The 23,837-nt window shown below is 43.0% G+C and carries 14 protein-coding genes; 5 read left to right on the top strand and 9 right to left on the bottom strand.

Annotated elements, in window-relative coordinates:
- Positions 1-30 precede the first annotated feature (30 nt).
- From ACSBL2_RS05665 to ACSBL2_RS05675, 3 genes are all read right to left on the bottom strand, one after another.
- Positions 31-2,856, bottom strand: a complete 2,826-nt coding sequence (locus tag ACSBL2_RS05665; protein WP_442590700.1) for a TonB-dependent receptor — start codon at positions 2,854-2,856, stop codon at positions 31-33.
- 298 nt (positions 2,857-3,154) lie between these two features.
- A complete protein-coding gene (locus ACSBL2_RS05670; RefSeq protein WP_442590701.1) occupies positions 3,155-4,807 on the bottom strand; it encodes a tetratricopeptide repeat protein in 1,653 nt (550 codons plus the stop codon).
- Between the two features lie 210 nt (positions 4,808-5,017).
- Positions 5,018-5,908 (bottom strand): LysR substrate-binding domain-containing protein, encoded by an 891-nt coding sequence (locus ACSBL2_RS05675; RefSeq protein WP_442590702.1) that lies wholly within the window; start codon positions 5,906-5,908, stop codon positions 5,018-5,020.
- Positions 5,909-6,159: 251 nt separating this feature from the next.
- Here ACSBL2_RS05675 and alsS point away from each other — a divergent pair, with 251 nt between their 5' ends.
- Together alsS and budA are read left to right on the top strand one after the other, a co-directional pair.
- Positions 6,160-7,815, top strand: coding sequence for an acetolactate synthase AlsS (gene alsS, locus ACSBL2_RS05680; RefSeq protein ID WP_442590703.1), 1,656 nt, complete (start codon positions 6,160-6,162; stop codon positions 7,813-7,815).
- Positions 7,816-7,870: 55 nt separating this feature from the next.
- Positions 7,871-8,587, top strand: a complete 717-nt coding sequence (gene budA, locus ACSBL2_RS05685; RefSeq protein ID WP_442590704.1) for an acetolactate decarboxylase — start codon at positions 7,871-7,873, stop codon at positions 8,585-8,587.
- A 218-nt stretch (positions 8,588-8,805) separates the two neighbouring features.
- On the opposite strand, the gene ACSBL2_RS05690 is transcribed toward budA, so the two are convergent.
- From ACSBL2_RS05690 to ACSBL2_RS05700, 3 genes are all read right to left on the bottom strand, one after another.
- Positions 8,806-9,165 (bottom strand): nuclear transport factor 2 family protein, encoded by a 360-nt coding sequence (locus ACSBL2_RS05690; protein ID WP_442590705.1) that lies wholly within the window; start codon positions 9,163-9,165, stop codon positions 8,806-8,808.
- A gap of 116 nt (positions 9,166-9,281) precedes the next feature.
- Positions 9,282-10,019, bottom strand: coding sequence for a tetratricopeptide repeat protein (locus ACSBL2_RS05695; protein WP_442590706.1), 738 nt, complete (start codon positions 10,017-10,019; stop codon positions 9,282-9,284).
- Between the two features lie 880 nt (positions 10,020-10,899).
- On the bottom strand, positions 10,900-12,483 hold the full coding sequence (locus tag ACSBL2_RS05700) for a TROVE domain-containing protein (RefSeq protein WP_442590707.1): 1,584 nt from the start codon (positions 12,481-12,483) through the stop codon (positions 10,900-10,902).
- A gap of 297 nt (positions 12,484-12,780) precedes the next feature.
- Between ACSBL2_RS05700 and ACSBL2_RS05705 the strand changes: the two genes are divergently transcribed.
- The 3 genes from ACSBL2_RS05705 (at position 12,781) to katG (ending at position 17,001) form a co-directional block, all read left to right on the top strand.
- Positions 12,781-14,088 (top strand): Imm43 family immunity protein, encoded by a 1,308-nt coding sequence (locus ACSBL2_RS05705; RefSeq protein WP_442590708.1) that lies wholly within the window; start codon positions 12,781-12,783, stop codon positions 14,086-14,088.
- A 122-nt stretch (positions 14,089-14,210) separates the two neighbouring features.
- Positions 14,211-14,615 (top strand): hypothetical protein, encoded by a 405-nt coding sequence (locus ACSBL2_RS05710; protein ID WP_442590709.1) that lies wholly within the window; start codon positions 14,211-14,213, stop codon positions 14,613-14,615.
- Between the two features lie 109 nt (positions 14,616-14,724).
- Entirely contained in the window at positions 14,725-17,001 is a 2,277-nt protein-coding gene (gene katG / locus ACSBL2_RS05715) for a catalase/peroxidase HPI (protein ID WP_442590710.1), read from the top strand.
- A 91-nt stretch (positions 17,002-17,092) separates the two neighbouring features.
- Here katG and ACSBL2_RS05720 read toward each other — a convergent pair whose 3' ends face one another.
- From ACSBL2_RS05720 to ACSBL2_RS05730, 3 genes are all read right to left on the bottom strand, one after another.
- Positions 17,093-19,006 (bottom strand): TlpA family protein disulfide reductase, encoded by a 1,914-nt coding sequence (locus ACSBL2_RS05720; protein WP_442590711.1) that lies wholly within the window; start codon positions 19,004-19,006, stop codon positions 17,093-17,095.
- A 17-nt stretch (positions 19,007-19,023) separates the two neighbouring features.
- The gene (locus ACSBL2_RS05725) at positions 19,024-20,475 is read right to left on the bottom strand and encodes a RagB/SusD family nutrient uptake outer membrane protein (RefSeq protein ID WP_442590712.1); all 1,452 of its coding nucleotides are present in this window, start codon (positions 20,473-20,475) and stop codon (positions 19,024-19,026) included.
- Positions 20,476-20,568: 93 nt separating this feature from the next.
- On the bottom strand, positions 20,569-23,805 hold the full coding sequence (locus ACSBL2_RS05730) for a TonB-dependent receptor (RefSeq protein ID WP_442590713.1): 3,237 nt from the start codon (positions 23,803-23,805) through the stop codon (positions 20,569-20,571).
- Between the last annotated feature and the right edge of the window lie 32 nt (positions 23,806-23,837).

Below are 23,837 nucleotides of genomic sequence, written 5' to 3' on the forward strand. Positions count from 1 at the left end.
TGTTAATGGTTATGTTGCAATTGGTTTTAATTATTTCGTCAGGTCAAACTTCAGACCCACGTTAAATCTTGTAGTATAGTACTCCATTTGCATGGTTTGTGAAGCAACACCCTGGTAATAACGTAAGGGTTGATTGGTGATATTGTTCACCTCAGCAAATACGCGAAGGGATTTCAGGAAATTATAAGAAGCGTTGGCATCTAAGAATACTTGTTTATCATAATAACGATCCACGAAATCATTACCTCCCAATTCATCGAGGTACGCAGCTGCATAGTTCAGGGAAAGTCTGGCCGAGAATTTCTTGTTTTCCCATGATAAAGAGGCATTGAACATGTGTGGAGCTGTCCCCGGTAAGGAAATACCAGTACGCATATCGCCGTCTTCATTATAAATACCATCTGCTTTGGATTTGGTATAGGTATAGTTGGTGTATATACCAAAACCTTTCAGGAATCTGCCTGGCAGGAAGTCCAGCTGACGTTGTAGAGCCACCTCAAAACCATATACTTTTACACTTTCACCATTACGGTCCTGGATCAATGTCCAGGATTCACCTGCAGGTACTGCATTTGGCAGGTCAGGGAATTGTTGGGCAAATGAGGCTGTGGTTAGATTTTCGTCCCTGTAGGTATAAATGAAATCATTGATTTTCTTGTAGAATACACCACCAGAGATTAAACCAACAGATTTAAAATAATATTCACCCATAAAATCATAGTTCGTGGCCGATGCTGCTTTCAGGTCAGGATTACCTGCACTGATTTGATTGTCTTCCAAAGCGGTGCTGACGAAAGGTGTTAAAGCATAATAGTTAGGGCGTGCAATACCTGTTGTAGCTGCGGCTCTCAGGATCAGGTTTTCTACAGGAACATATTTCAAAGTCACACTTGGCAATACATTCAGGTAACTGTTTTTAACAGTACGGCTACCTTCAAGATTATCTTCATCTTGGATAAGGTTACCCTCATAATTGATACTGGTATTTTCAAGTCTCACACCGGCGATCATGGATAGTTTGCTGCTGAAATCCTGATCATAACGTACATAACCTGCAGTGATGGTTTCTTTTGCATTAAAGTTGGCAGCAAGATATTCATCTGGTTTATCTTCTGCTTCAAACCATGCGGTGTTGGCCAGGTTAAGGTTACCCAGGTATTTTTTTGAAGCAAATGCTCCTGGAACATATTTAGAAGAAGGATTCCAGTTTTCACCATCCCAATATTGTTGTTGTGCCTGTGCGAGGTTTTCCATAACAATGCCTGTTGGTGCATACTCCACGTAGGTATTTTGTCTGTCTTTATTTTTTAATCTTACACGTGCCCCGAAGCGGATACGTCCTTTCTGATCTTCAATTAAGCTAAATGGAACGCGGAAATTCAGTTTGAAACCAAGTTCATTTTCTGTGGTTTTATCTGTATTCTCACTGATTGCTCCCAGTGCGTAATCGCTCAAAGAAGTATTAGATGTGGGTCTCAAAAGAGGGAAATCAGATGGGCCAAAGTTTTTATCATAAGAAATACTTTCAGCCTCATATTCAATATAGCGTTCATTCGGACGGAATTCACTGGCAGTAGAATAACTTATTGCCCAGTCCATATCAACCTTTGAACCCAGCAGGTGATCTCCACGCAGGGAGTAGTTTTGTACTTTTTGCTCTTCTAAACGGGAATTTTTTACATTATTGTTATCAATTCCTCCTTTAGTCTCTCGATTGATTACACCTGTATAGCTTGTGATGTTGTTATTGGCATCATAAACCGGCTTAATGTCTTTATAAGATAACTTATAACGGTTTTCCCTGTCATCACGCCAGTTGTACATGGCATTAAAGCTGATATGGTTTTTATCATTGAATTTATAATCCAATGCTGCCGCACCACTGCGACGAACCCTTACCACATCATATTTTCTGATATCCTGTTCTTCGATATAGGTATTTCCGAAATCATCTTTTTTCCACACCGCTTCTACGTTGTCTGAACCATAGTTATTGCCATTGATCGATCCGCTCAATACAATTCCTAATTTATTGTTTATAAAACGGTTCCCGTAAACAAAACTACCTGCATACAGACCTTTATCACGGATTGAGCTATAGCCTCCGGAAACAGTTGCTGAAATACGTTCGCCGTTAGGTGCTGCCCTGGTGATGAGGTTAACCGATCCGCCAATGGCATCTGCATCCATGTCAGGTGTCAGGGTTTTGTTCACCTCAATTGTCTGGATCATATCTGATGGAATTAGATCCATCTGCACACGACGGTTATCACCTTCAGCGGAAGGAATACGGTCGCCATTCAGCGTTACAGAATTCAGCTCCGGAGCAAGGCCGCGTACAATGATGTTACGTGCTTCTCCCTGGTCATTCTGCATGGTAATACCTGGAATACGTTTGATGGCATCACCAATATTTGCATCAGGGAAACGACCAACCTGGTCTGCAGATACAATATTGGTAATGTTTGGATTGTTCTTCTGAACGTTAAGGGCTTTCGCCTGTCCGCGCAGCCTGTCACCCATGATCACTACTTCTTTTCCCATTACGGTAGCTTCTTCCATGGTAATGTTGAGGGAAACTACTTTTCCGGCAGTGATACTGGCTTCAGCATTAAATGGATTATAACCAATATAGGTTGCGGTAAGTTTATAGCTTCCTGCAGGAACATTCAGGAACTGGAATTTTCCATAGGCATCTGAGATGGTATGGATATTTCCAGGGCTTAACTTAATGATTGCTCCTGGTAAAGATAGTTTTTGTCCGTCAGTAACCTGTCCCGTCAGTAGTCCGCTTTGGGCGTAACTAAGGGCAGACATGAACGTCATTAACATAGCAAATAATAGAATTTTTTTCATCTGATTTTTTTAATAGAGTTTTAATTGTGATGATAGTGTGGTCAAAAAATTTGGTGTTTTTTTCTAATGCCGGCAATTTGTAACTGTGCGGATCAGGAAGCAAATTTTCGGTGTTATATAAAGTAAACAAAGACTTTTATAGCGTATACAGGAAGTTGTGTTTTGGTTTTAAATTATTGATAATCAGATGTTTTGTGTGCTTAAAAATATCCATTATGGAATTGTTAAGCCTGTATTACCTGAAAATTATGCATAGAAAACCGGATGGTTTTTCAATAAATGCGGCAGGTATTTATTTTTAAAATGATTGCAGAAAGGCCACCAGGTTTTCTCCCTGATCCAGGTTCAGTTTCTTTCTCAGTCTGTAGCGGGCTATTCTCAAACTATCCTGGGATATCGCCAGCATGGCAGCCATATCATTGGAATCCATGTTCATCTTGAGCAGAGAGATTAACCTTAAATCCGTTGAAGTCAGTTTAGGAAACTGCTGATTCAGGTTTTCAAAAAAGGACTGGTGGATTTGTTCAAATACAGTACTGAAGTCGCTCCAGTAACTGTCATTGTTAAAATCCTGGTTAATCTGATTAATGATCTGCCTGAGCTGCTTCTTCTGGTCACGTTTATCCTCTTTTACCATTTCTTCCAGTTGTGCTTTAAGGCCTTCCAGCAATTGGTTTTTCTGTATCACGTGTAATACATGGGTACTCAGCTCTTTTGACTTCAGTTCTATTTCCTGCTTCAGCTGGGTCTCTTCCATTTCTTTGTTCCTGAGTCCGGCTTCCATCAGTCTTTGCTGGGTTTCCAGGATCTTCATCTGCTGTTCACTGGCTTGCTGGGTGCTTTTGAGCAGGATCCGGTGTCTACTTACCAGTGAAAAACCAGCCACGATCAGTAAAATGATGATCAGTACCGTAGCTACCGTAATAATGATATTCACGCGCCGTTCATTCTGAAGCGTCCTGATTTGCTCATTTTTCTTCTCTGCGTCATTTAGGGCATGCAGAAAAGCCATTTGCCTGTTATTTTCCCTGGAATAGATCTCCATTAAATAACCTCTTGCCGTTTCAGCATAATGAAAAGCACTGTCATTTTTGCCCATTAAGTTATATGTTTTTGAAATATCACGGTAGGCTGAGCTGATCTGGTACAGTTCATTGTGTTTCCGGGCGAGCTTTAAAGCTTTCAGTGTCTGCTCCATAGCTTTTTTGTAATTTCCTGTCTTCCGGTAAATATCGCCCAGGTTATTCACAACTTCGATAGACTGGATTTCCTGTCCGGATTGCTCATAGATGTTCAGTGCAGACTGGAAATAGGTCATGGCTTCATTGTAATTGCCCAGGTCCTCATAGATACTTCCCATGTTCTCGTAGATATGTGCAGAACCTTTTTTATCATTGATGGCTTTGTAAGCGTCCAGTGCCCTGCGCTGATAAATAAAGGCACTATCATACAGTTGTTTTTTTTCCAGTAAATGGCCCATTTTACCTAAGGTTAGGGCAATTCCCAGCTGATCATTTAAACCGGTATACAGTTGCATCGCCTTCTCATAGCTATGTCTGGCATTTAGTGTATCCCTGTTGTAGTAATAGAGTGTTCCTGTCTTATTGTAATTGTCGGCCAGGAGATCATTTCTCTGCAGCTTTTCAAATATATTTTTTGCATCAATGAAATACTCCAGTGCCATTGCATAGTGTCCGAGGTGGTAACAAATCTCGCCCATATCCCTCAGACTGGTTCCCTGGAGGATGACATTGCCTGAATTGATAGCCTCGCTGTTTTTCTTTTTCAGCTGGAGGAAAAGTGAATCGGGGTTTTCTATAGTCTGTTTGCTGTTGACATTGAATTCAAAGTCGTCGTTTTTGAACTGACCGAAGCATTTTTCAGTTCCAATAGTAAAACTGCAGAGCCAGATAAAAAGAACATAACAAAGGATATTGAATTGCAATCTCATAAAGGTTTATGGTTAGCCCTGGTGAAAAAGGCTATTACAGTTGACAAAGTAAAGAACTTAATGTTAAGTAATTGTTAATTTATGGACTTTAAGGTTTGTCGTAACAGATTAGGGACAATTCATCAGGAATTGTAATTAGTGATCATTGTCTATAGAAATGCATTCCTGCCCAAGAAAAAACAAGCCATAAGCACAAAAGAAACGACCACGTTATTCCGAACTTCCGAAATGTGTCATCTCGCCTAGTATGGCATTCAGTAAAAGGTTTGCAGCTTTATTCCTATATCCGTTTTTCTTCACCAGTACTGCTCCTTTAACTCTGGGCAGTGCTTCTTTGATAGGAATACAGACAATATTGTTCCGTTGGGAAACGGCAATATCCGTGACAATAGTGGCGAAATCCCCTTTTTCCACCAGGTCGAGCAACAGGTTGATATCATTGATCTCTGTGTTGATAAAAGGAAGATGTTTGTACTTTTTAAATATTTTCTCCAGCATGCTGCGTATGATATTGCCTTCTGCAGGGAGGACAAGCAACATGTTTTCTAAATCAAATATGGAAAACTGTTTCAACTTTGCTAGGGGATGATTTCTTTCAACGGCAAGTACCAGCCGCGTCTTAAAAGAACCTTTCTGTTCCAGTTCTTCGCTGTTGTTGTCATCGAAGGTCAGCGCGATATCCAGTTCAGACAGGGATAATTTCTCATGCAAATCTTCATTGTTGCCGAGCAGGATGTTTGTCTTTACGCCGGGGTAGAGGCGGCAGAAATTGCCGATGACGGCCAGTAAGGGGTTAAAGTAAGAATACATGACACCAATTCTCACATTTCCAATCACTGCTTCCTGTAAATCGGCCATAGCCCTTTCTCCTTTTTCCACCTCAAATAGTGCTCCCTTGGCATATTCAAGAAAGATGAATCCGGCATCGGTCAGTTTGACCTTCCTGCCGGAACGGTCGAATAGTGGGGTATTCAGCTCGTCTTCCAGTATTTTAATTTGCTGGGAAAGTGCCGGCTGGGTCACAAAAAGCTCATCCGCAGCACGGGTAAAATGTAAGGTTTCCGCAACTTTCACAAAATATCTCAGACGGTGCAATTCCATGCAGCCAATATAACCAACATCGGTTAAAAAGCATAAGGATTACTTATGACCGCCATTAATAATTCGAATTATAGGAGCCGGAACGTAGCTGCTAACTTTACCATTGTCAAAATAACTGCATGAAGACATCGCTTGAACAGCCCGATATTTCCAATTCAATGCTTTTACTATAGGGCCGGATTAACAAATCAAATGATAAACACATCTTCAGTCAGGTGCATGACAAATTATTAAAATATACACATAGACAAATGGATAAGATAACAGGTGCGGAACTGGTTGTGAAAACTTTGGAACAACAGAAAGTAAAACAAGTATTCGGTATACCTGGTGCAAAAATAGACCCGGTATTCGACAAAATGGTAGATAGCCATATCCAGCTTGTGGTATGCCGGCATGAACAGAATGCAGCTTTTATGGCTGCTGCCATCGGACGGATAACAGGTGCGCCGGGGGTATGTATGACAACCTCGGGACCAGGAGCCACAAATCTGGTAACGGGACTGGTGACGGCCAATACGGAAGGCGATCCTATGATTGCCATTTCCGGAACTGTAAAAAGGAGTCAACTTTTTAAACGTACACACCAGTCGCTCGATGCTGCCAGTATCATGAGACCGGTAACGAAGATGAGCGTGGAAATTGAAGACAGCAGGGCTATACCTGAAGTGATGACACAAGCTTTCCGCATGGCAAACACACCCAGAAAAGGTGCTGCTTTCATCTGTCTGCCCAATGATGTCATCACTGAAGAGACAGATGTGCCGTTGATCCCGGAAAGCAGGATCTTCAATGCCGGGCCTGCTCCGGAAGCATACCTGGAAGAAGCGGCGAAACTGATATCCGGTGCAAGCCTGCCGGTGATACTTGCAGGGCAGGGAGCCAGCGACAGGAAAGTGGTAGAGGTACTGCGCCGGTTGCTGGATGTGGTTCCCCTGCCAATCGTGGGGACTTTCCAGGCAGTAGGTATTGTTCCCCGTGAGCTGGAACATTTGCTGGTAGGAAGGGTAGGTCTTTTTCCTAATCAGCCAGGTGATGTTTTACTGGCCCATGCAGATGTGATTTTAACAATTGGATATGATCCTGTAGAATATGGCCCGCAGGCATGGAACAAAAAACGCAGTGCGAAGATTATTCATCTGGACCACAGCAATAGCGACACTGATTTTTATTACCAGCCGGAACTGGAGCTGATCGGTGATATTGCTGCGTCTGTTAAAGCGCTGACCAAACTGTTGAAACCCTCCAGGATAATTTCCTATCCGCAGATAGAAAAACTGCATATCAATTACCGGGAAGCCCAGCAAAGGATGCCGCTGATCAATGGAGGGCCAAGGGTTCATCCACTTCATTTCATCCGGACTTTGCGCAGGCTGATTGGCGACGATGTAACGGTAACCTGTGATATTGGGTCACATTACATCTGGATGGCACGGTATTTTGACAGCTTTGAACCGAACCGTTTATTGTTCAGTAATGGCCAGCAGACACTGGGTGTTGCCCTGCCATGGGCCATTGCTGCCGCCATGGTTCATCCCCATGAAAAGGTCATATCTATTTCCGGGGATGGCGGATTTCTATTTTCTGCCATGGAATTGGAGACTGCTGTACGCCTTCAGTCGAACATCATCCATTTTGTATGGACGGATGGAACTTATGATATGGTTGGTTTTCAGGAAGTAATGAAATATGGCCGTTCTTCGGGCATCGACCTGGGCCGGCTGGATGTCGTAAAACATGCGGAAAGTTATGGGGCTGTAGGTTTCCTGGTAAGGGATTCTGCTGAGCTGGAAGCGGTGATGAGAAAAGCGTTAACGATTGCAGGCCCGGTAATTGTAGATATTCCGATTGATTACCGTGATAACATACAGTTAGGAAAAAGTATAAGCGCAGAAATCATAAAATAAGGTGTTTGATTGAATAGGACACCAGAAAAATATTAAAAAATACAAAGGTATGGATATGAGGAAAGAAACATCAGGCACAATATATCAGGTCTCTATTATGAATGCATTGCTGGAAGGGATTTACGAGGGAGGCACCACTTTAAAAGAAATGGCCAGGCATGGTGATTTTGGACTGGGCACTTTTAATCGGCTGGATGGGGAGCTCATTGCTTTCAATGGTGAATTTTACCAGATGCGCGCAGATGGTTCATCTGAACTGGCGGATGAAAACCTGAAAGTACCTTTTGGAGCCATCACTACATTCGATCCGACGATCAGTTACGCCATTGAAAAACCTGTTGACAAAAAAGGATTGGATCAAATGATCAAACGCCTGGTTGTTGGGGAGAACCTTTTTTGTGCCATCTATGTAAAAGGACATTTTAAAAAAGTAAAAACGAGGACGGTATCTGTTCAGGAGAAACCATACAGGCCCTTTACCGAGGTTGTTAAAGATCAGGCAGAGTTTGATTTCAGCCATCGTGATGGTGTTCTGGTGGGTTTTTTCTCTCCGCCATTTGCGCAGGGAATGACGATTGCAGGCCATCACCTGCATTTCCTGAGTGAGGACAGAAAAGGTGGGGGGCATGTGCTCGATTTTATACTGGAAGAAGGGGAATTACAATTGCAGGTATTATCTGATTACAGGATTATTTTGCCTGAGCAGGAGGATTTCAGGTATGCCAATTTAGGTGGTGATACCAGCGCTGCAATTATTGAAACAGAAGGATAATTATTGTGAAAGGGTAATTATACGTACGGCGTGGGGATTTGAATAGGCCCATGTTTTTCAGCGGTAATGAAGATGTTGAAAGGGAATAGCGGGTACCGGTGGAGATGATATCAATAAGCAGTAATATCAATGGATGTTGATGTTAATACTTATTGATATCATTGTATAATAAAATCAATATGGCATGATCATGAGAAATTACAGCCTTGATTTAAGTGTTATGCTTTCTTTTTGTTGACGACATAGGATGTCATTTTCTTTACCCTTCCATTTTCCAGATCATAAAGGTCACAATAGTACATATCATGATGAATGCCGGTGCCTTTGTCTATGCACTGTACTTCACCATCAACTGCCGCATGGTCTCCGTCAATTAGGATATGGCTTTTTGTGCTGGCAATCATTTGCATATCCGGATGGACCTCAAAAAACTTCCTGATACTTTCTTTCCCGGAGAAGGTTTGGTCGCCTACCATATTCCATTCAATGTCTTCCGTAAAATAAGTTAGGATTAATGGGACATCATTTTTATCAAACGCTTCAATGAGTTCGATGATAATTTCTTTGGTGTTCTTCATGACAGTAGGTTTTGGTTGTTAACCAAAGTTAGCTGTCGGAAGGCGTAAACAAGCTTGGTATATGCGACATTTTAGAGGGGTAAATCAGACAGCAGGATTTTCCGGCAAATTTGTGCTTATTTAATCGGGCAACCCTGTTCCATAGCCTTGGTAAATTCTTTAGTGATCAACTTACTTCCGAGTGCTTTACCCTCTTTGTAATATTTTAAGGCTTTTTTACAATCCCCTTCCATCAGATAAATAGCAGAAAGCTTGAACAGTGTGTTTTGATTCCTTGGATTAACGGCATAAGACCTGGTAAATAAGTCGGTTGCAGAAGCCAGTTCTTTTCCACTCTCGTCAGCTTCGGAGAGGATGAGGTGGATAGATGCTTTATCGGTAAGAATATTGGCATTTTTAGGATTCAAGGCAAGTCCTTCATTGAGTTGTTTCAAGGAATTTTCCAGGTCATCAAAGTTGAAATATACGGTAGCGAATCCCCAGAATGCATTTTCATTTTTTGGATCCAGTGTCCATGCCTGGTTAAACCGGTACATAGCGGTCTGGGGATTTCCTTTACGCAGATAATAGAATCCAAGTTTCACCAGCTCATCCGAACCCTTACGACGGGAGCCGTGTTTCTTAACCAGGTATGCTGTAAGTTTCTCATCTGCTTCTTTTTGTTCTTCATTTTTGAGTATGCTCCCAAACTTTGGCAGCAGCCTGATATCTGTTATTGCCTCCTCCTTCCATTCCCGATAGGTGATTTTATGGGTGGGGGTGATTATCTCAGCCTCGGAATCATCTGTGTCCTGTGCGTAGCTGAAATTGTTGCATAAAGTGATGACTAAAAAGAAAAGAAAAATAGGTTTCATGTAAGCAGATGATAAGTGAATGATTACCAATGGTAGATGATTGATAATAATGGCGATAAATGTAAGACAAAAAAAGATGTGATTGATGTTAAGAAATGTTATTGTGTATTGATGCGCTGTGAAAGGGGATGTGGGTATAAAGAAAATACCATGATCGCTGTAGAATGATCATATTGATAACTATTAGATAAGGTGAAACAATTAGTTTACAATGCAATTCATTAATTTGATCAGGTCTTTGTAGGAGGCTTTATTACAGGTACTGAATCTTCTTCAAAAAGGCATAAATAAATAAGGTCATATTCCAGCAAGAGGGGAGAAATTGCAAATCAAAATTTTATCTCATCACCTGTTGGGATAGGTGATGAGATATAAATGAAAGAGCAATAACCGGATGGAGTCTTTCAGGATTCGAACCTGGCCGCAAATGCGGTTTCACCAACGAAGTATCTCCAGCCTACGGCATCTTTCATTATATTTTAAAGGGCAAAAAGCAAGGGTGAATGAACTGAACTACTCGTGAAATTCATCACTGGCCGGATTTGAACCGGCGGCCTTCCCCTAAGGGATGTTCTAACCGAAGTATCACCGGTTTACGGCACCTTTATGAGGTATAGTAAACGTTTAAAAGAAGAGCAATGGTCAACCAGCGTTCATTATTCGATTAACAGGCGAAGTAACACTGGTTTACGGCATCTTCTTCTATAAGGAGCAACAAGCGAACGCGGGACGGGGGAATGCAAATTGGGACTCGAACCCACAGCATGGCTTGCGCCACACTGCCCACCCCCTGATATGGCTGCGAAGTAACCCGTTTCTACGGCATCCTTATGATTTTAATTCCTTTAAAAGTATGGGGTGATTCTACCCCATACCTGGTTTATAATTCTGTATGATTGATCAGCTCTACCACTGAACTTCCATTTTCTATGGCAGCCAATACCTCAAAAACTTTATCGCTCCAGCCTGCGATCAGATAAACATCATTGCCTAAGATCTGCAATGGAGCTTGTCCGTAACCTTTTAAGTCGAACAGGTAAAGTTTCGCCTCTGGGGATATACTGGCCTTGTATTGCAACCAAAGGGATTGAATATGATCGCCGGAATGATTGCTATTCCATAACTGGGTATCGGTAAATATAAATACCTTATCCATCCTTACCTTGCGGGATAAGATATCCCTGATCACCAGGTAACCATTAGTTGCATAACCCACTTCTCCCTCACGGCGATAAAACTCCTGCACATTACCCAGTATGTGTTGACGGGGTATTGCTATCGTTTTCCATCGATCACCAAATAGGCCTATTTCCACATTTTTACAACGACTCTGCAGCAGCATGGCCAGCATCAGGCCCACATCATACAGCAGGATCTTAGATCTGGCCGATACGGGTGTCTGCATTGATCCCGAAACGTCACAGGCCAAAAGTACCCGTGTTTCGGCATCAAATCCTTTGATATTGCCTGAACTTGCCTGAACAGCACTCTCCAGCGCTTCCAACAATTCACCAGTATACCCTTTGTTGCTGTCCCGCATAAAAGAGGTTAATTTTTTAAGTAATCCCTGATCAGGCATCTGGGTAATCACCGGATTAATCAGCTCGCGGTAAGCAGCCAGATAACGGAATGGAAACTGTTTGGCCTGAGCAACTTCTTTAGCATCAGCTAAACGTGCGCAAACCTTTTTGAAGTGGCCATAACTGACTCCGGCTTCCTGTATGTTGCGCAAATTACGCAGCAAGGCCATGTATCCCATTTTTCCACTGTCTATCAACTCTTCCCATTTGAGGCTAAAGGCCAGCGCTTTATCTTCTTCACTATCAAAATTCAGCTGACCCAATGCTGAAAGTTCGGTTTCCCAGGTATAGGGTGTTTGCAGGTTGCCCTTCACTATTTTGTCAAACAGTATTTGCTGCGATTCATCTTTTGCCTTAGGATGGACGAGGAATAAAGCATCACGAAACCTGATGGCACTGTTACCGTTGTATTTGGCAAACTGGTATTCGTCGAAACGGTTAAATGCTATGGATAAACCTTTTTGCAATTGTTTGCTCAATCTGTTCAGTTTTTTAGTGCCTTTACGCTCGTTTAATAATTCGTAACAGGCGAGCAATTCAGTGATCTCATCGGCACGTGCGATGACCCCACAGGTAACCCGGGCAACCAGATTGTCGCCCGAGTGCAGCTTAGCCAATTCGGTTGTTAATATTAACGGAACCGAACGCATATACATTTTGGTACGGGCATATACAGCCAGTTTACCGACAAACAATGGGTCACAAGCAGTCATCAATTTTTGCAGACGGTTTAAACGGATGTTGTCTTTTTCGTAAAAAGAGTCATTCAAGCTCCAGGTCACCACAGCGGTATACAGCTCCATTTCCGGGGAGAGCGAAAATGATTTTTCGCCCTCGTGGTTAATGATCTGGTTTTTTAATTTGCTTAACAGATTGAATTTCATGATGAACCTCCTTTTTCTTAATGTTGATACAAAGAAATAGCAGCTCTGCGCAGTGTATTTGCGCAGATGAAATTATTTTTAAAAATTTTATTTTTTATCCTTTATGATCATCAGGAAGCGCACATCTGGTTTTTCATCAGCATATGATTGTTTTTTAAAGGTGATGAAGCGATCATAAGCTTATTCATCACGGTTTGTAGGTTGTAAGCTTATGATGGTTTTATCAGTATATAATTGATTTTAAAGGTGATGAAGCGATCATGTGCCTATTCATTGCTGTTTGTAAGCGTTAAGCTTATGATGGTTTCATCAGTAATGACAAAGGCCAGTCCTGATGCTAAAATGACCAGAGCAAAACATTTGTTCTTCATTGGAAGTTTCTTTTATGAAGAAGACTGGAAAAATAAAACAGGATTTATGGATAAAGCAGAATACTACGGAATATTTACGGACCAGTCCGGAGTCGAAGGAATACCGGGATCATTGCAACTGAGGATGTTTGAGGCTGAGGTACAGGGAGATCCTTTTGGAAGGGAAAATGCCGTTTCATATGACTGGACAAAGGCAGGATTCAATGAATACCGCCTGAAATTGAGTTTTATTCTATACAGTAAAGTTGACTATCTGAACTTCGATTATTACAGGTATGCGAATGATTTTCTGATCTCGGAAGACTTTCTGAATGTGATTGATCAATATCATGTTCAGTATGAAAAGGCAGTAGTGAAGGTCCTGAATGCTGCTGATCACCGGGAACTGGAGCATTCCAAAAAATATTATTTTGTTAAATTCCGCTATGCAGAAGATGTCGTTGACTTTGAGCAATCAAAGTTTGAAGATGCCCTGTCCGATAAAGGGGAGCCTATCCTGCACAATGGTGTGAGGTATGTGAAGAACTATGAAAAGATTGTATTGCATGAAGATCGCATTCCCGCGGATATATTCCTTATAAAGGATGCGAAGCTGGGATACAATTTACTATGCAGGACTTCAGTTAAGGAAAACCCTGCTGTTCAGCAACTCAACGGTTTAATCTTCATCCCACTTGACGAGTTTATGGATTTCAGGAATAATCATGGTTCCCTGGGGAAAGCTGCCTATGAGCGCATGAAAAATAGAGGGCAGCCAAAGCAGCATGATGCAGTTCAGCCTACTGCAGCAGTTGACATGAACAGGAAGCTTCCTATTCAGTATCGGGAACTGACTGCTGAAGAACGTACCGAGGTAGAGCGTTTGGCTGGTTTAGGCAAGAGCAGACTTACTGCTACGGGATACAAGAGTGCATGGCTTATTGATCAACTGGCACATGATGTGGATAATTTAAAGTCAAATCACACAAATGCTGAATATCTGGCTTATGAACTGGGATCTGTATATGGTCAGCTGATCTCAAATCAGTATGGCTGGCATTGGACTTACATTACTGTTGATGGGGAGGGGACGATTTGTGTGCAGTCGCCAGACAGGTATTTTGCCTGTAAGGTACATCATTATTTTTATTCCCTGCTGACTACCGACCGGACAAATAACCTGAAATTACTGTTTAACATGATGGAAGATCTGAGCAAGGCAAAAACACAAAATGAGATTACCTTCTTAAATTAGTGTTTTGCCCTCAGTGTAAATACAAGTCATGATGAAATTGACCTGAGTCCTGGAATTTTCCGTAAATCCATGTAGAAGAAAATGTCTGGAGAGAGAATAAGTATTATCCTAACTGAATGCAGATGAAGACCTTTATAAATTCCTTTATCATTTTTACCCTTTTGTTGCTGCCGGCTATGAACAGCCAGGCACAGTCGTTTTTCAAACTGAAAGAGATGAAAAAGCTTTTTGAGGGGCAATGGCTGAATAGAAAAACGACCAGACAGCTGCAGATTTCTTTTGAGGATGATAAGTATGCGACGATTACAGACTGGACGGAGAAATTTCAAAGACGGGAAAGCGGCGATGTGTACAAGGCATTCATCAAAGATGGGAAACTGGTAATGCCCGAAGATAAGGAGCATCGTGCACCCTACAGTGAAATTATATCAAAAAATAACGTACTGATTTATCGGACCAAGTCTGTTGGAACAGGAAAAAATTCAGCATGGGATCAGGAGATCTTTAAAAGACACCATAGTTTTTAACTATTTAGTATAGAATTAATTGATTATAATTTTCTCATTCAATATCATAAATTTATGTGTGCTTTAAAATTACCGGGGCGCATTAAGATTCAAATATAAACTTGTAAATATGGAAAGAGATTCAAATGACATCAGTAAATGTCCATTTCACAATGGCAGCATGAAGCACAATGTTGGCGGTGGCGGAACCAGAAACAACGACTGGTGGCCTAATCAGTTAAAGTTGAGTACTCTCCGTCAGCACTCTTCTTTATCCAATCCGATGGGAGGAGATTTTAATTATGCCGAAGCTTTTAACAGTCTTGACCTTGCAGCAGTGAAAAAAGATCTTCATGAGCTCATGACCGACTCGCAGGACTGGTGGCCGGCAGACTTCGGGCATTACGGAGGTCTGTTCATTCGTATGGCCTGGCACAGTGCGGGAACTTACCGTGTAACCGATGGGCGTGGCGGTGCTGGTGCAGGATTGCAGCGCTTTGCACCATTAAATAGCTGGCCGGATAATGTCAGCCTCGATAAAGCGCGCAGATTGCTATGGCCAATCAAACAAAAATACGGTAACAAAATTTCCTGGGCCGACCTGATGATTCTCACAGGTAACGTAGCCCTGGAATCAATGGGCTTTCAGACCTTTGGCTTTGCCGGCGGACGCGAAGATGTGTGGGAAGCAGATGAATCTGTATACTGGGGATCTGAAACGACCTGGCTGGGGGGCGACCTGCGTTATGCGCATGGTTCACCAGGGGTGGAAGAGGGGCACGGCGTACTGGTATCAGACGATGATGCCGATGGAGATATCCACAGCCGGAATCTTGAAAAACCACTCGCCGCTGTACAAATGGGGTTAATCTATGTGAATCCGGAGGGGCCTGATGGTAATCCTGATCCTGTGGCTGCCGCTAAAGATATCCGCGATACTTTCGGCCGCATGGCGATGAATGATGAAGAAACGGTTGCATTAATCGCCGGTGGACACAGCTTTGGCAAAACGCATGGTGCCGCATCTGCTGACCATGTGGGCAAAGAGCCGGAAGCAAATGATATTGAAATGCAGGGTTTTGGCTGGAACAACAGTTATGGTTCCGGAAAAGGTGCCGATACGATTACCAGCGGACTGGAAGTGATTTGGACAAAAACACCGACTCAATGGAGCAATAACTTTTTTGAAAACCTGTTTGGCTTTGAATGGCAATTGTCTAAAAGTCCGGCGGGTGCACACCAATGGGTCGCTAAAACGACGGAAGCAATTATTCCTGACGCATATGATAGCTCAAAAAAGCATCTTCCGACTATGCTGACTACTGACCTTGCCTTAAGATTTGATTCGGCATATGAAAAAATATCAAGGAGATTTTTCGAAAACCCGGATCAGTTCGCTGATGCCTTTGCCCGTGCATGGTATAAACTAACGCACCGGGATATGGGACCGGTTGTGCGGTACCTGGGGCCAGAGGTGCCGCAGGAGGAATTGTTATGGCAGGATCCTATTCCTGCAGTTGACCACGAACTCATCAATGAAAGTGATGTTGCAGCCTTAAAGGCAAAAGTATTGGAATCTGGTTTAAGCATTCCTGAACTGGTTTCCACAGCATGGGCTTCTGCTTCCACGTTCCGCGGGTCTGATAAGCGTGGTGGCGCCAATGGTGCCCGTATCCGCCTTGCCCCACAGCGGTACTGGCAGGTGAATAATCCGGTACAACTGCAAAAAGTGCTGGAAGTCTTAGAAGGTATTCAGAAGGAATTTAATGCGGCACAGGAAAATGGTAAAAAGGTTTCGCTGGCAGATTTAATCGTATTGGCCGGTAGTGCAGGCGTAGAGAAAGCAGCTGCAGACGCAGGACATACCGTCAAGGTTCCTTTTTCAGCGGGTCGTACAGATGCTTCGCAGGAACAGACCGATACAGAATCCTTTGGTTATCTGGAACCTGCTGCTGATGGTTTCCGTAACTACCGTAAATCTAAGATACCGGTATCCACCGAAGAATTGCTGATCGATAAAGCGCATTTGCTCACACTTACAGCACCAGAATTAACGGTGCTGGTAGGGGGAATGCGTGTGTTAAATACGAATTTTGATGGTTCCAAACATGGTGTTTTCAGTTCGGCACCGGCTGTACTGAGCAATGATTTCTTTGTCAACCTACTTGATATGAACACCGCCTGGAAAGCTGTGTCGGGCGACAAGGAAGTGTATGAAGGTCGCGACCGTTCTACAGGGGAGCTGAAATGGACAGGGACCCGTGCGGATCTTGTGTTTGGCTCTAATTCAGAGTTGAGAGCTGTTGCTGAAATATATGGAAGCGCAGATGGTCAGCATAAATTTGTAGCAGACTTCGTTGCTGCCTGGGCTAAAGTGATGAATCTGGACAGATTCGATTTAAAATAAAATACAGGTTTTAAATTCAGTTCTTTCTGACCTAAGATGAATGTTATTAAAATCCCAAAGGCACCCCAATCAAGGTGCCTTTGGGATTTAATTAAGATTTACCAAGCAGGATGGCGATTTCCACATCTAATTTCTTTTGCAGGATTTCCCCTTCAAAACCAATCGTCCTGAATTGAAGCAGTCCTTTCTGATCAATCACTGCGATGGTTGGGATAAGGGTGAAGCCCACTTTTTCTCCAATGTTTTTGTCATTGTTAAAGTAAACCGGAAACTGATATTGCGGATTTTGCTTCAGCCATCTTCTGGCGTCATCAATGGTATTGTTTGCACCACTGTTAACCACCATAAACATGACTTCCTTATGGTTGCGGTATTTTTCAAAAACCTTATGGAAATAAGGCATTTCCTGCATACAGGGCACGCACCAGGTAGCCCAGAAATCCAATATGACAATCTTTCCCTTCATCATCGCGGCAGTGACCTGTTTCCCGTCCAGGTCCACAAGTCCTGATAATTCCGGACCCGGCTTGTGCATCATCAACGCTTTTGTCTTTTCGGTAAGCTGAGCGATTTCCAGGGCTTCAAGTGTAGCAACTTTCGACAGGAAATCTGTCTCAGAAGAGTTATACTTCATGAAAATATGCTTTGACATTGCCAGGATAGCACTATCAGTAGGATTTTTCATCAGCAATTTCCAGAGGGTAGCGAATGCTTCTTCATTTTTGCCTAAACGGGTCAATACTTGAGCACTATTCATCAGGCCTTCTCTTCCCTCAGCAACCTTTATCGCTTCGTTTGCAAAAAACAAGGCTGAATCAGGTTGATGCAATTGTATATAATTCAATGCTTTAAGAGATAATAAAGTCGACCTCGCTTCTACGATGGCATTTTTTCTGGTACTATCCGGAACATAGGAAGGAATATAACCAAATTCAGGGAAATAGCGGATAATTCCTACCGGCCACTGGTCCACTACAGCTAATGACCTTTCTGCATAAGCTATGGCAGCGGCAGGAGCAATCTTATTCTCCGTTAATTTTGCTGCGATATCTTTATATGCCTGCGGTGTATATGGATTGTTCTTTGTGTTTAACTTCGACGCATGGTATAAGGCCTTGGTCGTATCTTTAACAAAGGCATAGTGGTCAAAAAGCATACGGTGGATATTTTCTGATCCCTCTTCACCATGCGCATCACTATTGCCAAGCATTTTTTCCAGCTGAGCTACCTTCTGGACAGTATCCTTCTCTTTGGCGATCAGCGAAGCTTTCAGGTCTTTTGAGATATCGGCATCAGGAAAGCGCTTCATGATGACTTTGCGAACTGAGTCGACCCTGCTTTTTTCCCCGATCATCAAATAACCCATCGTCACAAGATTGACATTACCTGGCAAAGTCGGGTTTTCCTCCAGCTTCGCTGCAATGACTTTTCTGGCCTGCTCCCTAAACTTTAGTTTTTCAGCGGGACTTTTGGCCATGATCATCTTCGTATGAAGTTGTGCCACTTTTGCTTCATAATGATCAGGATTATTCTTCAGCTCCTGATTGATCAGGGCAAGCTTTGCTTCCTGCAGGTTTGGTGTTTTAGGCATTTGTGCCGACAGGCTGTAGGACTCGTGAAGCAGGCTGCCCTTCACCCTGTTTATCCCATCGAACACCCGAAGGTTATACTGCTCTCCGGCTGCCGGTTGCTGGATCTGTTCTCCGCTTTGCAGGTAGAAAGAGGCAAAGGTGGCGAACCTGCCGGCCACAAATGAAGCAGTCCAGCTATTACCCTCTTTTACCATGGGCATTTTCCAGGGGAGATCATAAAAAGTTGAATAGCTGAAAACGATGGTTACGTAAGTCGCGGTTGCGGGTATCTTTGCATCCGCGGCGACTGGATTGTACGTAATCCTCACCGTGTCACCACGTTTAATTTTTTCAGGTACCACAGACAAACTTTGTCCATAAGTGCGGCACAGCACAAATAAAAGGCAAATACAGCATATTGAAAGTTTTTTCATAGGGCTTTTGCTTAAATTTAATTATAACCTGGGTTTTGAACCATGTTTGGATTGGTACGCATGACTTCCACAGGAATAGGGAACTGTAATGCTGTAGATTTCCATGAAGGTTTGCTTAAAGGCAATATATCATCAGCCCTTGTTTTCGTCGGGTCGCCGGATACGCTTTTCCATCTTTTCAGGTCGAACCATCTGTGTCCCCATTCTGCAAATAACTCCGCCCTGCGTTCCTGTTCAACTTCTAACATGGCCATATCCTGCGTAGCAGCTACCGCTAATGGCGGCAAGCCAGCCCTGTCCCTGATGATGTTTAAGTCGTTCGCCGCATCCGATAGTTTATTCAGACGTACGCTTGCTTCCGCACGGATCAGATAAGCTTCAGCAAATCTCAGAACCATAGCATACTCCGTTACTGCAGCACCTGCAACACCTACTCTTACCTTATATTTATATGGGAAATAATGTGTAGTAACAGGTGCTGTTGGGGTTGTATATGTTCCTACCCAATTGCTGAAACGCTTATCACCCTCCTCAAATCCTGTTTCCAGTCCATAGGTTCCTTTGGTCAGTCTATAAAATGGTGATCCGGTGGAGATGAAGGTATTTCCTTCCCAGGTATTCCTTCCGCCGAGTGTATTCACCACCTGAAGTTGCCAAACCGCTTCATTGGAGTTTTTAAGGAAAACTTTGGTCATATGTCCGGCATTATTTGGATCCGTATGATTTAAAATGGAATACTGTGCGGTAGTTGCGATAACTTCAGCAGCTTCTGTTTCTGCCAGTGCATATTCCTCTGTGTACAGGTACGCTCTGGAAAGCAACAGGGTAGCAGCAGTTTTATTGGGTCTAGTGCGCTCAGCAGATCCCGGATAAGCGGCAACGAGCAGTTGCTTCGCATCTCTCAGGTCCTGGATGATCGCAATATACACTTCCTCTTTGGGCGTTCTGGGCTTGCTGGTATTCTTCAGCACATCAGTATCAAGGATAAGGGGCACATCACCAAAGAAATTGACAAGGTAGAAATAACAAAAGGCCCTCATAAATTTCGCTTCGCCCAGCAATTGGTTTTTTACTGCCGGACTGAGTGTGGTCGAAGCGGTTACACCTTCAATCACCGCATTTGAACGATAAATAAAGTTATATGGTGAGGACCACATTAAGCCAACATAGTTATTTCCTGTGGTCAGTGCATTGTTTTTGAACTCATCAAAGTTTGCCAATACGGAGGCATACACAAACTCATCAGCATACATGGCACAGGTAAAAGTAGTGAGTACATTGGCAAACTGATAATTAGAGGCATTCATATCACTGTAAATCCCTACCATTGCTGCGGTGGCGGTTGCGTCAGATTTAAACACGGTACCTGTAGCCAGCTGGTCCTTTGGATCTTCAATTTCCACATAATCCTTACAGGAGCATATCATGCTGAGCAGGGTAATCGATAGTATATAATAAATAATTTTCATGTTCCTTTATTTTAATGGTGATGAAGCGTTCATAACTGAAATACGCTTTGGAAATAATGATTTTATGCGCCGTTGACGCAATTGTAATTAAGGTTAAAAGGATACCTGCAAACCCGCCGTATAGATACTTACAGGTGGCAATGCGTATCCTTTTGTTTCCGGATCAAAACCATCGTATGACGTAATGGTAAACAGGTTTTGTCCCTGGATGTACATCGTGATGTTATTGAATTTCCAGCTTTTCAGCAGATCTTTGAAATTATATTTAAGAGAAACATTTTTCAGTCTGATAAAAGAAGCATCGCCCCAGTTCGCATTCGACAAACGGTAATTGTTTTGATAAGCAGTGTATGTTGGTTTCCCTGCCGTTGCACTCGCACCTGGAACTGTCGCAGGAATACCTGGTGTAGTCCATCTGTCCAATGCACTCTGATCTTTATTCCTGAGTGAAGAACCGTTGGAATAACTAAGGTAACCGTAGTTTAAACCCGGGCCATCCTGTTTCACAAACTGGAAGAAGAAATCAAAACTAAAGTTCTTATAGGCAAAACTGTTTTGCAGACCGCCATAAAACTTGGGCATTGTGTTTCCTATGACCACCAGATCCGCAGGATCTGAAATCACTTTGTCTCCGTTCACATCCCTGAATTCAGGTACTCCCGTTTGTTCGTTTATGCCCAGAAAGTCAAATCCCATTACAATTGACAAGGGCTGACCGATCATATATCTGGTGGCATTGCCTGAGTTGATCAGATTGGGATATTCCAGTAATTTATTATCCGCTATCGTAAGATTGAACGAAGTATTCCAGGAGAAATTCTTTCCTTTAATATTCACCGAGCTCAGCTCAAACTCCCAGCCTTTATTCTGTACAAGAGCAGGAAGGTTAGCCTGATAGCTGGTAAAGCCCGATTGTGAGGATAGTGTGCTTCCGATCAGCTGGTTATTTGAACGGTTCCTATAGAAATTTGAGCTGAACAATAATCTTTCATTAAAAAAGCCCAGGTCAATCCCTGCTTCTATTTTCTTGTTCACTTCCCAGCTATAGTTCGGATTCGGGAAACGACTTGGTGATATACCGCCAATACCTCCATAGGGATAGGAAGTAGATGACCAGCTGTCCAAAAACTGATAATCTCCGATCTGGTCGTTACCCACGGTACCGAAACTTCCCCTTAACTTACCAAAACTCAAGAAGGACAGTTGATCTTTAATAAAGCTTTCATTGCTGAATAACCATGCGGCACCTATGGCACCAAAATTTCCAAACCGGTTGTTGGGACCGAATTTAGAGGAGCCATCTCTTCGGAAAGTACCGTTAACAATGTATTTTTCATCCCAGTTATAGGTCAGTCGCCCAAAAACTGAAGTATAACGGTATTTGGTATAGCTGTATGTTCTGGCGGTAAGGAGTGTTGCCGCTCTTATATTTTCCAATTGTTCATCGCTCGCATAGCCACTTCCGGTCAGGCCTTCTGTTTCCCTGACACTGTGCTGCCAGGTTCCGCCTACCAGTGCCGAGAGATTTCCTTTTCCCAGTTTGAGCTGATAGTCCAGTTGAGGTTCAACGATGTAGGAATTTAAACTGCCATCACTATAGTTCGCACTGCTTCCTGTATAGGTCAGCGGATTGAAGCCCAGCTTGGGAAGTGTCTGCGTTTGTTTCAGGTCCATCCGGTTAAAACCTGCACTCACTTTGGCTTTAAAGCCTTTTATAAATTCATAGCTCAGGGTTGTATTCCCAAATATATTGGACGTATTACTGATACTGGTCCGTTCAAAATAGGCCATTGGGTTTTGTTCATTTCCTACCCAATAGTAATTTCCCTGGGCATCATAGATAGGGAAATTCGGTGCCAGATTGAAAAAGCTCGTGACGTCACTCTGTAAAGTATTGTTCTCATCAAGTGTATATTTCAGTGAGCTGGTAAACTGGAACTTCTTGTCTATGGAGCTATGGTTGAGCGACATATTGAGCGCAGCTCTTTTATAGCCAAGATTTCCTGGCAGTACAATTTTTTCATCGCGGTAGGTTCCACTGATCAGGTAGTTGGTTTGTTCATCACCACCACGCAGTCCCAGCTGAATTTCGGAGAGATTTGCAGATTCGCCAATTAATATATCCTGCCAGTTCTGGTCCAGGTTCTGATCCCAGATTAAAAGATCAGGAGCCTGGGTCTCTGTGGGGGTAACGGCGTCATTGGCATAGGCTTCGCGCCTCATGGCTAAATATTGAGCACCATTCAGCATATCCACACGTTTATTCAGGGAAGAGATGCCCGTATATAGGTTTGCGGTGAATTCTGCTTTGCCCGCCTTTCCACGTTTTGTGGTGATTAAAATTACGCCATTGGCACCCCGTGATCCATAAATTGCTGTTGCATCGGCATCTTTTAAAATATCGATCTGTTCAATATCGGAAGGATTGATACTGGATAAGGGACTTTGGTTGCCATTTGCGGCGGAGAACTGGCTTAAGCTTTCTGAAACAAATGGAACACCATCCACTATATATAGAGGTGCATTTCCAGATGAGATCGAATTCTGTCCCCTGAGCCGAACGTTGTATCCCGATCCCGGATAGCCGGTAACCGATGAAATATCCAGTCCGGCAACGCGGCCCTGCAATGCGGCGAGAGGGTCGCCCACGGGCTGATTACCAATTTGTTTTGCACTGACGGTAGTGACAGAGCCGGTATTTGTTCTTTTGGTTGTAGTTCCATAACCAATAACGACCACCGCGTCAAGTGTACCCGCTTCGGGTTGTAAGGTAATGTTCATTGCTGCAGTATTGGTGATACGTACTTCGACCGGTGAATAGCCTATATAGCTGAAAACCAAAATATCATCAACAGCTGCTCCGATTTTGAAGCCACCCTTATCATCAGTAATAGCAGAATTAGTTGTGCCCTTTACCTTTACAGATACCCCGGGCATTCCGACTCCTTTTTCGTCTTTCACCGTCCCGGTAAACTCTTGCTGATAACTTTCCAGGGGAGCGGCAGTAGCGATAGCTTTAAAAATAATAATGCTGTTGTTCACTTGTTTGTAGTCCAGTCCGCTATCCTTTAAAAGTTCATCAAGTACCTGTTTCACGCTGCGTACTTTTGATGGAAGGGCAGGGGCCTTTATTCCGGAAAGCACTTCTTTTTTATAGGCAAACCGAAAATCAGTTTCTCTTTCAATACTGGCAAGGGCCTGCTGGATATTTCCCTGAGGGAATCCTATGGAAACGCGCGTTTCCTGCAGGCTTTGTGCGGAACCATTGGTCGCATACAGGCTGCTGATGGTAAAGAAGGAAATCAGGAATAAGATCGCGTTTACTTTCATTAAAAATCTTAATTTTTTGATAATAGGGTGGT

This window comes from Pedobacter sp. AW31-3R (genome assembly GCF_052180285.1).
Lineage (GTDB): Bacteria > Bacteroidota > Bacteroidia > Sphingobacteriales > Sphingobacteriaceae > Pedobacter.

What these genes read in the sequence shown, in the direction of transcription:
- ACSBL2_RS05665 (WP_442590700.1), bottom strand. Translation starts at nt 2,856, where the DNA reads ATGAAAAAAATTCTATTATTTGCTATGTTAATGACGTTCATGTCTGCC.
- ACSBL2_RS05670 (WP_442590701.1), bottom strand. Translation starts at nt 4,807, where the DNA reads ATGAGATTGCAATTCAATATCCTTTGTTATGTTCTTTTTATCTGGCTC.
- ACSBL2_RS05675 (WP_442590702.1), bottom strand. Translation starts at nt 5,908, where the DNA reads ATGGAATTGCACCGTCTGAGATATTTTGTGAAAGTTGCGGAAACCTTA.
- alsS (WP_442590703.1), top strand. Translation starts at nt 6,160, where the DNA reads ATGGATAAGATAACAGGTGCGGAACTGGTTGTGAAAACTTTGGAACAA.
- budA (WP_442590704.1), top strand. Translation starts at nt 7,871, where the DNA reads ATGAGGAAAGAAACATCAGGCACAATATATCAGGTCTCTATTATGAAT.
- ACSBL2_RS05690 (WP_442590705.1), bottom strand. Translation starts at nt 9,165, where the DNA reads ATGAAGAACACCAAAGAAATTATCATCGAACTCATTGAAGCGTTTGAT.
- ACSBL2_RS05695 (WP_442590706.1), bottom strand. Translation starts at nt 10,019, where the DNA reads ATGAAACCTATTTTTCTTTTCTTTTTAGTCATCACTTTATGCAACAAT.
- ACSBL2_RS05700 (WP_442590707.1), bottom strand. Translation starts at nt 12,483, where the DNA reads ATGAAATTCAATCTGTTAAGCAAATTAAAAAACCAGATCATTAACCAC.
- ACSBL2_RS05705 (WP_442590708.1), top strand. Translation starts at nt 12,781, where the DNA reads ATGATGGTTTCATCAGTAATGACAAAGGCCAGTCCTGATGCTAAAATG.
- ACSBL2_RS05710 (WP_442590709.1), top strand. Translation starts at nt 14,211, where the DNA reads ATGAAGACCTTTATAAATTCCTTTATCATTTTTACCCTTTTGTTGCTG.
- katG (WP_442590710.1), top strand. Translation starts at nt 14,725, where the DNA reads ATGGAAAGAGATTCAAATGACATCAGTAAATGTCCATTTCACAATGGC.
- ACSBL2_RS05720 (WP_442590711.1), bottom strand. Translation starts at nt 19,006, where the DNA reads ATGAAAAAACTTTCAATATGCTGTATTTGCCTTTTATTTGTGCTGTGC.
- ACSBL2_RS05725 (WP_442590712.1), bottom strand. Translation starts at nt 20,475, where the DNA reads ATGAAAATTATTTATTATATACTATCGATTACCCTGCTCAGCATGATA.
- ACSBL2_RS05730 (WP_442590713.1), bottom strand. Translation starts at nt 23,805, where the DNA reads ATGAAAGTAAACGCGATCTTATTCCTGATTTCCTTCTTTACCATCAGC.